This window comes from Pseudomonas synxantha, from assembly GCF_900105675.1.
Lineage (GTDB): Bacteria > Pseudomonadota > Gammaproteobacteria > Pseudomonadales > Pseudomonadaceae > Aquipseudomonas > Aquipseudomonas synxantha.
Map to the genome: position 1 here is coordinate 1667468 of NZ_LT629786.1, position 13367 is coordinate 1680834.

The 13367-nt window shown below is 60.0% G+C and carries 8 protein-coding genes; 3 read left to right on the top strand and 5 right to left on the bottom strand.

The features are described from left to right. Window positions 1-119 precede the first annotated feature (119 nt). From BLU48_RS08095 to BLU48_RS08115, 5 genes are all read right to left on the bottom strand, one after another. Complete coding sequence (locus BLU48_RS08095; RefSeq protein WP_371851122.1) at window positions 120-401, bottom strand: hypothetical protein; 282 nt, start codon at window positions 399-401, stop codon at window positions 120-122. Window positions 402-597: 196 nt separating this feature from the next. After that, window positions 598-1014 carry a hypothetical protein gene (locus BLU48_RS08100; RefSeq protein ID WP_057025606.1) on the bottom strand — a complete coding sequence of 139 codons (417 nt, stop codon included), beginning with the start codon at window positions 1012-1014 and terminating at the stop codon, window positions 598-600. Further along, the gene (locus BLU48_RS08105; RefSeq protein WP_083348196.1) at window positions 1014-5786 is read right to left on the bottom strand and encodes an RHS repeat-associated core domain-containing protein; all 4773 of its coding nucleotides are present in this window, start codon (window positions 5784-5786) and stop codon (window positions 1014-1016) included. The genes BLU48_RS08100 and BLU48_RS08105 overlap by 1 nt, the downstream gene beginning before the upstream one ends. A 128-nt stretch (window positions 5787-5914) precedes the next feature. Next, the gene (locus BLU48_RS08110; protein ID WP_057025607.1) at window positions 5915-8989 is read right to left on the bottom strand and encodes an efflux RND transporter permease subunit; all 3075 of its coding nucleotides are present in this window, start codon (window positions 8987-8989) and stop codon (window positions 5915-5917) included. Between the two features lie 2 nt (window positions 8990-8991). Further along, window positions 8992-10098 (bottom strand): efflux RND transporter periplasmic adaptor subunit, encoded by a 1107-nt coding sequence (locus BLU48_RS08115; protein ID WP_057025608.1) that lies wholly within the window; start codon window positions 10096-10098, stop codon window positions 8992-8994. Here BLU48_RS08115 and BLU48_RS08120 point away from each other — a divergent pair. The 3 genes from BLU48_RS08120 to BLU48_RS08130 all read left to right on the top strand — a co-directional run bounded on the left by BLU48_RS08120 (window position 10070) and on the right by BLU48_RS08130 (window position 13282). Beyond that, a complete protein-coding gene (locus BLU48_RS08120) occupies window positions 10070-10771 on the top strand; it encodes an MFS transporter (RefSeq protein WP_331717123.1) in 702 nt (233 codons plus the stop codon). The genes BLU48_RS08115 and BLU48_RS08120 overlap by 29 nt on opposite strands. Window positions 10772-10846: 75 nt before the next feature. Then, window positions 10847-11713 (top strand): pirin family protein, encoded by an 867-nt coding sequence (locus BLU48_RS08125; protein ID WP_057025609.1) that lies wholly within the window; start codon window positions 10847-10849, stop codon window positions 11711-11713. A 123-nt stretch (window positions 11714-11836) separates the two neighbouring features. After that, window positions 11837-13282 carry a mechanosensitive ion channel family protein gene (locus BLU48_RS08130; protein ID WP_057025610.1) on the top strand — a complete coding sequence of 482 codons (1446 nt, stop codon included), beginning with the start codon at window positions 11837-11839 and terminating at the stop codon, window positions 13280-13282. The last annotated feature ends 85 nt before the right edge of the window (window positions 13283-13367 follow it).

Sequence of the window (13367 nt, forward strand, 5' to 3'; positions counted from 1 at the left end):
AGTCCACGGATTATTGACATGCTGGGTAGTTTTGTTTTCATATTGTTTTCTCGCGGCAGCCTCCGTTGTGTAGTTTTGTAAGCAGCGTAATAGCACGCTCATGAATTGCCTATGGTCAATTATCTCGTCATCGAAATAGGTGTCGAGAAGATAAAAAACAGAACTAAAATTTTCATCAGTATTAGATAGTGTTGAAGTGTTTCAATATGCCATTGTTGAATTTCAAGTTTGTATGATAGGAATTCTGGCTTGGTTAGTTTTTCAAAAAGCTCAGCGAGTTCTGTTTCGTTGTTGACATTTTTTGAAGCGATGAAGCGCTCTCTTTCAGGGTCGTCGTAGTTTTCAATGCTATAGGTGAATAGTAGGCTTTTGAGTATTGATAGTTCTGGTGTGAGCTTCATGTTTAGAATTCCGTGTACGCAGTAATCGGATGGCGCTGATCAGATAGCCGGATTGCAGAACGAAGCAGATTTAAATGTGGGAGGGGGCTTGCCCCCGATGGCGGTGGGTCAGTATTGCACATGCATTGACTGAACCACTGCTATCGGGAGCAAGCCCCCTCCCACATTGGATATTCGGTGTATTCAATACTGGGGGTCACCATGTGGAAGGGTCTTCGAGGCTGGCTTTTTGGAGATCTTCTTTCCAGACAGCTTGAGCGAGAATATAAATGTCCATTAAGAAACCCCTCGGGTCATCTAGCGCATACCACTCAGCTCTCGGCCACGATCCAGTTTCATTCTCGTCTATCTCGAATAACTTATCGAAGTTGTACTTTTCGTCCTTCAATTTGTTTTTTAAGCTTTCAATTAAAGCGTGTTTGTGTCTGTATGATAGATATTTCAAGTTCAAAGCATAATTTATTATAAGCTTTTTTCTATCGGATTTTTTATTTGGATCATATTGCGCGAGCTCCATGCCGAGCCCTTGCTCACGGTCATAAATATCAAAAGTCCCGATAAACCACATAAGGCTTGGATCAAACGGTTCGTTTAAGAATGGATCTTTCAGCATTATTTTTTCTCGGCAGGAAACGCGGTAAATGGTCGAGAGGTGTTCTTTCTATCAAACTTTATCTCAAACCAGTTCATGTTTTCGTTTAGGTGTGGGTTTTCAGGATTTCTGTTGTTCGGCCTGTATCCTCGACCTGCTCCCGGTAACTCCAATTTTAGTGTGGGATTTTTATTGTGATCTTGGCCATTGAATGGGTCGAGTCCGAGAGATTTGCGTGTCAACGCCTTATTCAAGGCATTCAACTGCATTTTCCAGCTATGAAACTGAGAGCTTAAATTGCCTCTTCCACCCGGGTTGGGCAATCCGGTGATCGGATCTGTTCCGTCAATAGCCCTTTGCTTCAATGCGGCGTCAGTTATTTCAGGTCCGTGCTTAGTAACGGTATGCATGTCATAGGTTTCTTCAATTTCTAGTACGCGCCGTTTTGCGTTCGCTTCGCTCAATTCCTTTATTCTATCCCGTCTCTGCTCACCGGCTGGCAGAGGGGCTGAAGGTTGCCCCTCACCAACTCTTGCTTTCTCAAGTGGGTTTTCTGGGCCGGTCCTTGACAGACACCCATTGCTACCCGGGCAATTATTCAACCCCAGCGGGTCCACCCACCCCGTAGGATTGGACGCGTACTGATAGGCGTTGACCCCACCCGCCAACTTCACCGGATCCGGCGTCAGGTAACGACCGATATCCGGATTGTAGTAGCGATGACGGTTGTAGTGCAGTCCGCTTTCCTGATCGAAATACTGCCCCTGAAAACGCAGTGGATTGTCGATCTTGCCTACGTCGAGTCGGGCGATCTGGCCGTAGGCGCGGTAGTGGGCGGACCAGACGATTTCGCCTGTGGGCGTGGTGAGTTCCTGCGGTGTGCCGAGGTGGTCGAGTTGGTAGTGGTAGGGCGTTGTGGCTTGTGGGCCGAAGCCTTCCAGTAGCGCCAGTGGGCGGAAGCTGCCGGGCTCGTAGATGTAGCTGCGGTGGCGTTCCGCATGATGCTCGGCAATCAGCTTGTCGCCTTGCCAGAAAAACTCCGTGGTCTTGCCGTCCACGGTCTTGCTGATGCGCCGCCCAAAGGGGTCATAGCGGTAGCTGGCGGTTTCGCCGTTGGGCTTTGTCACGCTGATCAGCCGATGCTGGCAGTCGTAACCATATTCAGTGACGAGCTGATGACCCTTGCCGCGTCGTTCGCGGATCAGGTTGCCGAAGGCGTCGTAGTCGTAGTGGCGGTCGCCCTGGATCACCAGGCGGTTCGCTGCGACGATGTCCGGCCCTGGGCGGTCTTGCATGAGCAGGTTGCCCGCTGGGTTGTGGGCGAAGCGTTCCTGCACGTCTTGGGAGTGGTCGGCGCGGGTCAGGCGGGCGAGGGGGTCGTAGTGGTAGCGGTGCTCGCCTTTGCGGGTGTCGAGCAGGCGGGTGAGGTTGCCGGATTTGTCGTAGTCGTATTGGCGCTGGTAGCGGTGGTTTTGGTGTTGGGTGACGGCGTGAGCGTGCAGGCGGTTTTGGTCGTCGTAGTGGTAGTGGCTGAGCAGCTGGCCTTGTTGGCGCTGGTGTTCGCGACCGTTTTTGAACAGGTGTGAGGTGAGCACTTCGCCATTGAGCTCGACGGTGGCGAGGTGGCCGCCTTTGTCGTGGTTGAAGGTGAGGCGGTTGTTGTCGGGCAGGCGCAGATTTTTCAGCTGGCCGCAGGCGTCGTAGCCGTAGCGCAAGGTGCCCCAGCCTTGGTGCTCGGCGACGAGGCGGTTTTGCTGGTCGTATTCGTAGGCCAGGGCCCAGTGGCCGTCCTCGACGCTGAGGAGGTTGCCTTGGCGGTCGTAGGCATAATCGATCGCGCTGCCATCGGGCAGGTTTTTTCGGACAAGGCGCCCGGCGTGGTCGCGCTCGTAGCGGGTGATGAGCTGACTGTTGTCGTCGCCGTATTCGGTCTTTTCCTGCAGGTTGCCGTTGAGGTCGTAGGCATAGGCGGTGCGCTGGCCGTCGAAGCCGGTTTCCTGTTGGAGCAGGCCGTTGGGGTGATAGGTGAGCTGGTAGGTTTCGCCGACTTCGTTTTCGATCTCGGTGAGCAACAGCCGGGCGTTGTCGTAGCGGTAGTGGACCTGGGTGCCGTCGGCGTTGAGGCGGCGGCTGATCAGGTGCAGGCCGTCGGCGTATTCGTAGTGGGTGACGTGGCCGAGTTCATCGCGCTCGGCGATGATTTTGCCGTAGGGGTTGTAGCTGAATTCCCGAGTGGCGCCGCCTGGCAAGACGAGGCGAATCAAGCGCCCGACGCTGTCCCACTGATACTGGGTTAGCGCGCCATATTCATCCTCACACGCTACTTGCCGCCCTAGATCGTCATAGCGATAGCGCTTGATCCCGCCAGTGGGCAATTGCTCCTCAAGCAACTGCCCACGTTCGTTCCATACCAGCCGATGACAACTGTGATCGGGGTACCAAACTCCGGTTAACTGCCCGCGTTTGTTGTAGCTGTAGTCCGTGACCTGCCCGTCAGGATCGGTCCTGCGCGTAACATCGCCCTGGCTATTACGCTCATATTTCCAGACCGCCTCACCACGCCTGACAACCCGTACGAAACCATTGTCATGCTCGTAGGACGTCGGCTCGTCATCCCCCGGAAACAGCGCCACCAAGCGTCCGGCTTCGTCGTACTGATAGGCCGTCACCGCGCCCAGCGGGTCTTGCTCGACGGTCAGCCGGCCTTGGTCATCGTAGGATTTGAAGTGCTGGGCGCCGTCGGGATCGATGCGCTGTACCAACCGCGCCCAGTCGTCGTGGACGTAAACTTCCTGGCTACCATCGGCGTTGTGCACGGTGACACGGCCGTCATCCGCCCAGGCATAACGCGTGTCCATCTGCGAAAAACTCGCCCAATGCCGGACACAGCGTGCCGCCTTGCCGACGCCTTCCCACGCCCAAAAGAAACTCGCCCCACCGGCCAACTGCCGCTCGACAATGACGTGCTGATCGTCGTACCGATAACGCTCGCTTTCCCCTACGGCATTGGTCGCGCAAACCAGTCGTCCGTCTTCGTCATAGGCGTAGGAAACGACGTTCTGCTCGGTCTCCCAGACGTAGGGCCCACGGTCTTTGGCGCGATGAACCTGGTAGTCCACCGCGACGATGCGATCCAGCTCATAGCGCAGCAACAGTGAGCGACCAGCTCCGTTATCCAACCGCTCAATTCGCCCGGAATGATCACGGCAAATGCGCAGGCGGTTGTCATACGCATCACTGATCGAGACCAGCACACCATCACGAAAGTGATAAAACCGCGACGCCTGGGCCAGCACTAACTCATCAGGTGCCGAGCCCAGGTAGATCGCCGCTTCGGCCAGGCTGTTGGTGATCGCCGGTCGAGAATCTGTGGGCAACGGAAACTGCGTACGGCGATTCTCATGGTCGGTCCACACCACCGACTCGCCCGACACAACAAGCCTGTGCGCCAGCGCGTGACTCCAGCCAAACCCCAACCCACAATCCACTTCCACCGCACTGGTGCGATACAAGCGTGTCCACTCAAACGGTAAAACCCCGTCCAGGGCACCATCGGTGAGGGTCAGCAATTCCTCCCCGGTGACCATCGACACCGGGCAGCCGTTGGTAACGGTCTTGTCCGCTGGCGCCGCCGCATCCCCCTTGGGATTCGAAGCCACGACAGGCACATCATCCACACGCTCTTTCTGCTTCAGCACCGCGTTCTGCCGCGCCTTCCAGCGCATCTGCATCGTGCCTTGCTTCAGCCCGCCGACCACCCCGCGAACCGCCACCGCTTTGTAACGGTCAACCGCCTGCATGAACTTCGTGAGAATCGCCAGCACTCCCTCCACGAAGCCCAATGCCGCCGCAAGAATCTGCTTGCCGTACTTGACCAGGCGCATGCTCAAATACGCCACGCCCGCCGCTGGCAACGCGATGGTCAACACTGCGCCAATCATCAGATCAATCAGCAGCGACACCATAAAACTGGCGGCTGCCTGCGCAACTTCACTGGGCGGTAACGCGTCCAGCCAGATCATGGCGGTGCGCAGTAACAGGTACAGCGCCGCTTCATCACTGGCCAGCAGCATCGCCTGCTCCATGACCCTGGGCGCATCGGTGGCGATCTGCGCCAACTTGGCCGCCTCGCTGCCCAGTTGCTCGACGTACTTCAACGGGTCTTCAAGCATCGCCTGCACCAGCTTGAGGCTGTCCCACACGTCATGGATCGCCGCCCAGCTGCCTGCCAGCACGCCGCTGCCAATCGCGCTGGCAGTAGAGCTTTCCCAGTGGGGTTTGAAGCTTTTCCACTGCGACCGAAGCCACTGTTCCAAGTCCGCCGTCAGCCCGGCATAGGAGGTAAACAAGTCGTCCACTTGCTGCGCTGAAACACCACCCTGAACCCGCACCTGATAGCGCCCGCCGGCGGCGCAGTAGTGCGAACCCTTGCCGTGCTTATCGAGCATCACCCGCGTGGAACTGCCGTCATCCAGGCCAATCACCTCAACCGGGATATCGCCAATCGGCACGTCATACGCTGATTCGAATTTGCTCTCGATCTTCAGCACGCCACCCACCGGGCAGCGGGCCACGGTAGAAAAATCCGCGTCGCTAAGGCTTACCGAACGCTGGGAATCCCCAACCCGTAACACCCGGTCCATGCCCAGCAACGACGGCATATCCGCTGCATGACTGACCGAATCCAGCGCACGCGAATACCAGGCGCCCATCTGCTGGCGGTACTCCACCAGGCTCTGATGGAAACCATCCAGCTCGTGTTCGATAGCGGCGATGTGGGTGGCGTGGGTCATCCGCGACCACTCCCCACGGGGGACGGCCACGCAACCAGCGCACTAACAAGAAAAACCATCTGCAATCCCTCGCACTGTTCAATCAGGCGAGGGACTTTGCAGAGGTTTGCAGGGAGGGGGAGTAGAGCTTATCCGGCGTTTACGTGGGACGTTTCAGCAACCTCGTCGCGTAGCACCAGGCTGCACAGCGCCGGCAGGAACAACAGCGTCAACACCGTGCCCACCAACACCCCGCCAATCAACACATAGGCCAGGGACGACCAGAACACCGACAGCGTCAGCGGAATAAACGCTAGCGCCGCTGCCAGTGCGGTGAGGATCACCGGACGCGCTCGACGCACCGTGGCTTCGATGATTGCCTCGCGAATCGCCATGCCGTGGTCCTGGTTCTGGCGAATCTGATCGGTGAAGATCAGCGTATTGCGCATCAGGATGCCGCCGATGCCGATCAAGCCCAGGATCGCGTTAAACCCAAACGGTTGATTGAACAGCAGCAAGGTCGGCACTGCGCCAATCAAGCCCAGGGGCGCGGTGGCGAAGACCATCAACATCACGCCGAATGAGCGCACCTGGAACATGATCACCGTGAGGGTCAGCAGGATCATGATCGGGAACAGCGCCGCCAGCGCCACGTTGGCCTTGGCGCTTTCTTCCACCGGGCCGCCGATGTCGATGTGGTAACCGGGCGGCAGCTTGGCGATCAGGGGTTGCAGGTCTTTGTACACGGCCATTTCCACATCGGGCGGTTGTACCCCGTCGATAATGTCGGCGCGCACTTCTACGGTGGTTGCGCGGTTACGGCGCTTGAGGATCGGCTCTTCCATCACCGCCTGGAAATGCCCGACCTGGGCCAGCGGCACCGACGTGCCGGCGCTGTTGGTCAGGGTCATGCTGTTGAGATTGGCGAGGTCTTCGCGCTGGCTGCCCTGGGCGCGGGCCACCACGGATACGGTGCGGTTGCCTTCGCGCACTTCGGTGATCGGGTTGCCGCTGAGCAGGGCGTTGAGTTGGGATTTGACATCGTCGGGGGTGAAGCCGAGCAAGCGCAGGCGATCCTGGTCCAGCACCAGGCGATAACCGCTGGTGCGCTCGCCCCATTCGAGGAAGGTGTCACGGGTCAGCCGATTGGCGGCCACCACTTGGCGCACTTGCTCGGACAGCCCGCGCAGCTCGTCCAGGTTGGGCCCGGATACACGGAACACTACGGGGAACGGCACCGGCGGGCCGAACACCAATTGGGTGACACGCACCCGCGCCGCTGGAAACTCACCAGCCGCGATGCGCTCGCGCATGCGCACTTTCAATGCGTCACGGGCGTGGGAGTCCGGGGTTTGCACGATCAACTTGGCGAATGCCGGGTCAGGCATTTCCGGGTTCAGCGACAGGAAGAACCGCGGTGCGCCGCCGCCTACATAGGTGTCGACCATGCTCGTCTGCGGCTCTTGCAGCAGGGCTTTCTCCACCTGCGCCGCCACTGCCTCAGTGCTTTTGAAGGCGCTGCCGGGCGGCATATACACTTCCAGGATCAGCTCCGAACGGTCGGAGTCGGGGAAGAACTGTTTCTTCACCACCGCCATACCCAGGCCGCACAGCACAAACGCGGCCACCACCAGCCCGGTCACCAGCCAGCGCCCGCGCACGCAGGCCTCCACCAAGCAACGGAGTTTCTGATAGTAACGCCCGGCATAAATCGCATCGTGCCCACCGGGCACAGGCTTGATCTGCGGCAACAGCTTCACGCCCAGATAGGGCGTGAATACCACCGCCACCAACCACGATGAAATCAATGCAAAGCCGACGATCCAGAAGATATTCCCGGCGTACTCGCCTGCACCGGATCGCGCAAACCCCACGGGTAAAAAACCGATGATCGTCACCAACGTACCGGTCAGCATGGGTGCGGCCGTGGAACTCCAGGCATAGGTCGCCGCATGGATACGATCAAAGCCTTCTTCGAGTTTCACCACCATCATCTCGATGGCGATGATCGCATCATCCACCAGCAAGCCCAGGGAAATGATCAGCGCGCCCAGGGTCACGCGGTCGAATTCGCGCCCGGTGACCAGCATGATCACGAACACGATCGACAACGTCAGCGGCACGGCTGCCGCCACCACCAGGCCCACGCGAAAGCCCAGGGCCAGCAGGCTGATCAGCATCACCACGGCCAAGGCGACGAAGAACTTGAGCATGAACTCATTCACCGCCAGGCTGATGTTTTTCGCCTGGTCGGAAACCTTGACGAAGTTCACGCCCAGGGGCAGGTCGGCGCGGATTTTGGCTTCCTGGGCCTGCAGGCTCTGGTCCAGTTCCAGGCCGTTCCAGTGTTTCTCCATGATCACCCCGAGCATCAGCGCCGGGTCGCCCTGGTGGCGGATACGGTAGCTGGGCGGGTCCTCATAACCGCGGCTGACGCTGGCGACATCGGCAATGCGCAGCACGCGGCCATTGACTTGCAGGGGCACATTTTCAATCAGCGCCAGGCTGTCGAAGGCACCGTCGATACGGATATACGCACGGGCGCCAGCGGTTTCGACAAAGCCCGAGGGCGCCACCGCGTTTTGTGCGGCGAGGGCGGCGAAAATCTGCTCGGGCTTGATGCCCAGGGTCGCCAGGCGCTCATAGGAAAACTCGACAAACACCCGTTGGGCCTGCTCGCCAAGAATATTGACCTTCTTCACCCCCGGCAGGTTGAGCAAACCCTGGCGCAGGGTCTCGGCCATTTGCACTTGCTGACGATGGGGCAGGTGTTCGGCTTCCAGGGCGTACAGCGCGAAATACACATCAGAGTATTCATCGTTGAAAAACGGGCCGATCACGCCTTTGGGCAATTGCGCGGCTTCGTCACTGAGCTTCTTGCGGGTCTGGTAGAACAGTGCCTGGATTTCGCTCGGGCGCGTGGATTCTAGAAAGGTCATGCGCATCGACACAAAACCCGGCTGGGCGATGGTCTCGACGCGGTCGTAGTAGTCCAGCTCCTGCAGGCGCTTTTCCAGGCGGTCGGCCACCTGTTCCTGCATTTCCTGGGCGGTGGCGCCCGGCCAGGCGGCGGTGATGGTCATGACCTTGACGGTAAACGAGGGGTCTTCGGCGCGCCCCAGTTTGCCGAACGCGAACATTCCGGCGACCAGGATTGCAATGAGCAAGAACAGCGTCACTGCGCGGTGTTTGACCGCCAGTTCAGAGAGGTTGAGCCCGCGCATGATCATTGGTCCTGTTTGCGGTTGAGGGCCAGGGCCTGGGCGGGGAGCAAGCGCACCTTGTCGCCGCTGTGCAGCAGGTGCGCACCCAGGGCGACGATGGTTTGCCCAGGTTGAACGCCGCTGTCGAGCAGGGCGTCTTCCTGGCCGAGGCGGGCGACTTTCACCGGCGCGAAGGTCAGCGTGTTGTCATCGCCGATCAGCCACACGCCGGGGCCCTGGCCTGCGTCCTGCAACGCGCCAATCGGCACGCGGGTTTGCGCGGCTTGGCCGTTGCCTTGCAGGCGTACGGTGATGGTGGAACCGAGGGCGAAACGCTCGACGGCACCGTGCAACACATAGCGGGCGCGGTAGGTGCGGGTGATGGGGTCGGCGCTGGCGGACAGCTCGCGCAGGCTTGCGGCCACGGCCTGGTCGGGGGCGCCGAAGGGGAAGGCCAGGGCTTTTTGCGCGGCCAGGTCGCGCTGGTTTTCCGGCAGGTTGACGATGGCTTCACGGGCGCCGTCGTGGGCCAGGCGCGCGACGATTTGCCCTTCGGCCACCACTTGGCCGCGGTCTGCTCGCACGTCGGTGATGATGCCGTCGCCATCGGCCTTGAGCACCGAGTAGGTGCGGCGGTTTTCGATCTGGCTGGCATCGGACTGCGCCGCGGCCAGTTCCGCCTCGGCAACACGCAGGTTGGTGGCCGACTGGTCGAAGATCTGCCGTGACACTGCGCCGGTACTGGCCAGGCGCTGGTAGCGGTTTTCATCGTCGCGGCGTTGGCGCAGCTGGGCCTGGGCGGCGTTGACGCGATTCTTGGCCGAGCGCAGCGCCAGTTCGAAGTCGCCGATGTCCAGCACCAGCAAGGTATCGCCACGGGCAACGCGCTGGCCGGGGTCGACCTTGCGCTCGATCACCTTGCCGCTGACCCGAAAGCCCAGGTCGCTTTCGGTGCGGGCAGCGACCACACCGGTATACGCGCTTTGCTGGGTGCCCGCGGCTTCGACGGTGGCCGCCAATACGGGGCGTGGCTGCGGCGCTTGAGCGGCGTTGTCAGCTTGGCTGTGGCAGCCACCGAGCAACATCAACAGGGCCAGGGGCGTGAGAAGACGCAGGGGGAGAGGGGGCATGGCGGGCTCCAGGGGTAACCATTGGGCAAAAAATTATGGACATAATTTTTTACGCATATTATGGTCGAAATATAAATTAATCCAGCCCCTGCTCAAAGGCCGCCAGTACCGGGCCTATGCCGTGGCCCTGGCCTGCACCTACGGCGCCATGTTTGCAGTGATCGCCGGCTCCTCGGCGGTGTTCATCAACCTGCTGGGGTTAAGCAGCCTGGAGTACGGCCTCAACTTCGGGTTGATCGTGTCGATGCTGATCGTGGGTTCCACCTATACCCGGCGTAATATCCAGCGCCTGGGGCCGCAGCGGATTGTGGCGATGGGCGTGACAATGGTCGCGCTCGGCGGGGTGGCAGCGCTGGTGATCTACGCACTGTTCGGGCTGTCGGTGGTGGGGCTGGACGTGCCCATTGCCCTGGTCACCCTCGGCGGTGGCCTGGTGTTGCCCGGTGCGGTGACCGGCGCGGTGATGCCCAATGCGCACCGTGCCGGTTTGGCGGCAGGGCTGATGGGGTTCGCGCAGATGTTCGGTGCCACCTGCAGCGGTTTGCTGTTGAGCCAGCTGCGCGATGGCAGTGCCGCGCCGATGGTGATGATTCAAGCCGGGTTTGCGCTGTCGGCCTTTGTTGCATTCCAGCTGTTGCGCCAGCGCCAACTTAAAACATTGTCCTATACATAGAACGATCAGGGCCGGTTTTGCCGTCTAGTGCTCAGGGATGAGGCGATTTATTGTGTACCCACTTTGGAGGTACACATGAAAAAGCTGATTGGTATCTACACCAGCCCTCGCGCCCACTGGGTCGGCGATGGCTTCCCGGTACGCACTTTGTTTTCCTACGACACCATGGGCAAGCACATCAGCCCATTCCTGTTGCTGGACCACGCCGGGCCGACCGAATTCACGCCCACCGAACAGCGCCGTGGCGTCGGCCAACACCCGCATCGCGGCTTTGAAACCGTGACTATCGTCTATGACGGCGAAGTCGAGCACCGCGATTCCACCGGTGCCGGCGGCAAGATCGGCCCCGGCGATGTGCAATGGATGACCGCGGCCAAGGGCATTCTCCACGAGGAGTTCCACTCCCAGGATTTCGCCCGTCGCGGCGGGGCGCTGGAAATGGTGCAACTGTGGGTCAACCTGCCGGCCAAGGACAAAATGGCCGATGCCGGCTACCAGACCATCATCGATGGCGATATTCCGGTGCTGCCACTGGCGAACGACGCTGGCAACCTGCGCCTGATCGCCGGTGAATTCGCCGGTGCTCATGGCCCGGCCCGTACCTTTACGCCGATTGACGTGTGGGACTTGCGCCTCAATGCCAATAAGGCGGTCACGCTGGACCTGCACGCCGGGCGTAATACGGCGCTGGTGATCCTCAGCGGCACTGTGCTGGTCAATGGCGATGAAGTTGCGCGCCAAGGTCAGCTGGCGCTGTTCGAGCGTGACGGTAACCAGGTCACCCTGGAGTCGAATGACGACGCCAAGGTGTTGCTGCTCAGCGGCGAACCCATCGACGAGCCCATCGTCGGCCACGGTCCGTTCGTGATGAACACCGAGCAGGAAATCCACCAAGCGTTCGCCGACTTCCAGTCGGGCAAGTTCGGGCAGATGCACGCCTGAATGCCGGGTTGGTTTAAATAACCCTTGTGGGAGGGGACTTGCCCCTCCCACATTTTTTCCTGCGCTATACCCGTCTTATCGATTTCATGCGATCTTCTCGGCATTCGCCCTGGAGTCGCCTGGATGCCCTCATTTATCGCTGATCACCCGATGCTGTGCGCCGTGGCGTTGATCTTTATCGACATCGCCGTGTGGCGTCTTATCTCCGCCGACCTGGCCAACTGGAAACTCGCCGCGCGGTTGGTGATCTTCGCGGTATTCAGCGTCGTGTTGTTCAACGACGGCATGAACCCCATGCAAGGGGCGCCCTATGCTGACGACACCACCTTGCACCTGGCCGCCACGGCGTTGCAGATCGGCTGGTGGTTGTTCGCTGCGCGCACCCTGACGGTGTTGCTCGGCGCGGTGATGATGCAGCGGGTCGGGCATACCGGGCGCTTGTTGCAAGACCTGATGGGCGCGGTGATCTTCCTGATCGCGATCATCGCCGCCATGGCCTATGTGCTCGACCTGCCGGTCAAGGGCGTGCTGGCCACCTCCGGTGCGGTGGCGATCATCGTCGGCCTGGCGTTGCAAAGTACCTTGAGCGACGTGTTTTCCGGGATCGTCCTCAATACCACCAAGCCTTACCAGATCGATGACTGGATCTCCATCGATGGCACCGAAGGCCGTGTCACCGATATCGACTGGCGCGCCACGCGTTTGCAAACCTCCCAGGGCAGCCTGGCGGTGATCCCCAACTCCCTGGCGGCCAAGGCCAAGATCATCAATTTCTCGCGCCCGGCGGACATGTTCGGCCTGGCAGTGAGCCTGCAAGTCAGCCCCCACGCACGTCCGCAAACCGTGATTGAGGCCCTGGAGCGGGCAATGCAGGGCTGTCGGCCATTGCTGGCCCAGCCGGCCCCGAGCGTGGCGTTCAAAGCCTCGACCAGTGGCGGCGTGGAATATGAAATCAGCGGCTTCGTACCGGCCATGGGCCTCAAGCGCGAAACGCGCAACCTGCTTTACGATTTGGCCTACCGGCACTTGCAGGCGGCGGGTGTGGGCCTGTTGTCTGCCACCGAGGGCAGCACGCCGCCAGCGGTGTCCGGTGCCCGGGCGTTGCTTGAACGCTCGTCGATTTTCTCCACCTTGCGTCAGGAAGAAAAAGACACCTTCAGCCAAAACATGACCCTGCACACCTACCGCGCAGGGGAGATGATCCTGGCGGCGGGGGAGGTCAGCGATCACTTGTTCATCATTGAATCCGGCGTGGTCTCGGTGCTGTTGGTCAAGGACGGGCACAAGTTCGAGGCCGGGCGCATGGGCCCTGGGGAGGTGATCGGCGAATCCGGCATCCTCTCGGAACAGGCGGCGCTGGCAGATTTTTCGGCCAAGACCTACTGCACGCTTTATCGCATCGAAAATGAATACCTCAAGCCCTGCCTGGACGCACGGCATGATATCGGCGAAGCCATGAAGGCGCTGCTGGACTTCCGTCGGCATGCCGCCCAGGCCCTGACCGAAGACGCGCCCGTGGTGCCGGTGAAGAAGGGCTTCCTGCAATGGCTGCGCAAGCGTGGCCTGTAGATTGGTCACCTGTTCTTCGCCCGGATTGGCTATTCCTCCAGGACGCCTTGGTGACTAACCTGCTCACCAATCCCACCGTTCTGGA

What these genes read in the sequence shown, in the direction of transcription:
- BLU48_RS08125 (WP_057025609.1), top strand. Translation starts at nt 10,847, where the DNA reads ATGAAAAAGCTGATTGGTATCTACACCAGCCCTCGCGCCCACTGGGTC.
- BLU48_RS08105 (WP_083348196.1), bottom strand. Translation starts at nt 5,786, where the DNA reads ATGACCCACGCCACCCACATCGCCGCTATCGAACACGAGCTGGATGGT.
- BLU48_RS08115 (WP_057025608.1), bottom strand. Translation starts at nt 10,098, where the DNA reads ATGCCCCCTCTCCCCCTGCGTCTTCTCACGCCCCTGGCCCTGTTGATG.
- BLU48_RS08110 (WP_057025607.1), bottom strand. Translation starts at nt 8,989, where the DNA reads ATGCGCGGGCTCAACCTCTCTGAACTGGCGGTCAAACACCGCGCAGTG.
- BLU48_RS08095 (WP_371851122.1), bottom strand. Translation starts at nt 401, where the DNA reads ATGAAGCTCACACCAGAACTATCAATACTCAAAAGCCTACTATTCACC.
- BLU48_RS08100 (WP_057025606.1), bottom strand. Translation starts at nt 1,014, where the DNA reads ATGCTGAAAGATCCATTCTTAAACGAACCGTTTGATCCAAGCCTTATG.
- BLU48_RS08130 (WP_057025610.1), top strand. Translation starts at nt 11,837, where the DNA reads ATGCCCTCATTTATCGCTGATCACCCGATGCTGTGCGCCGTGGCGTTG.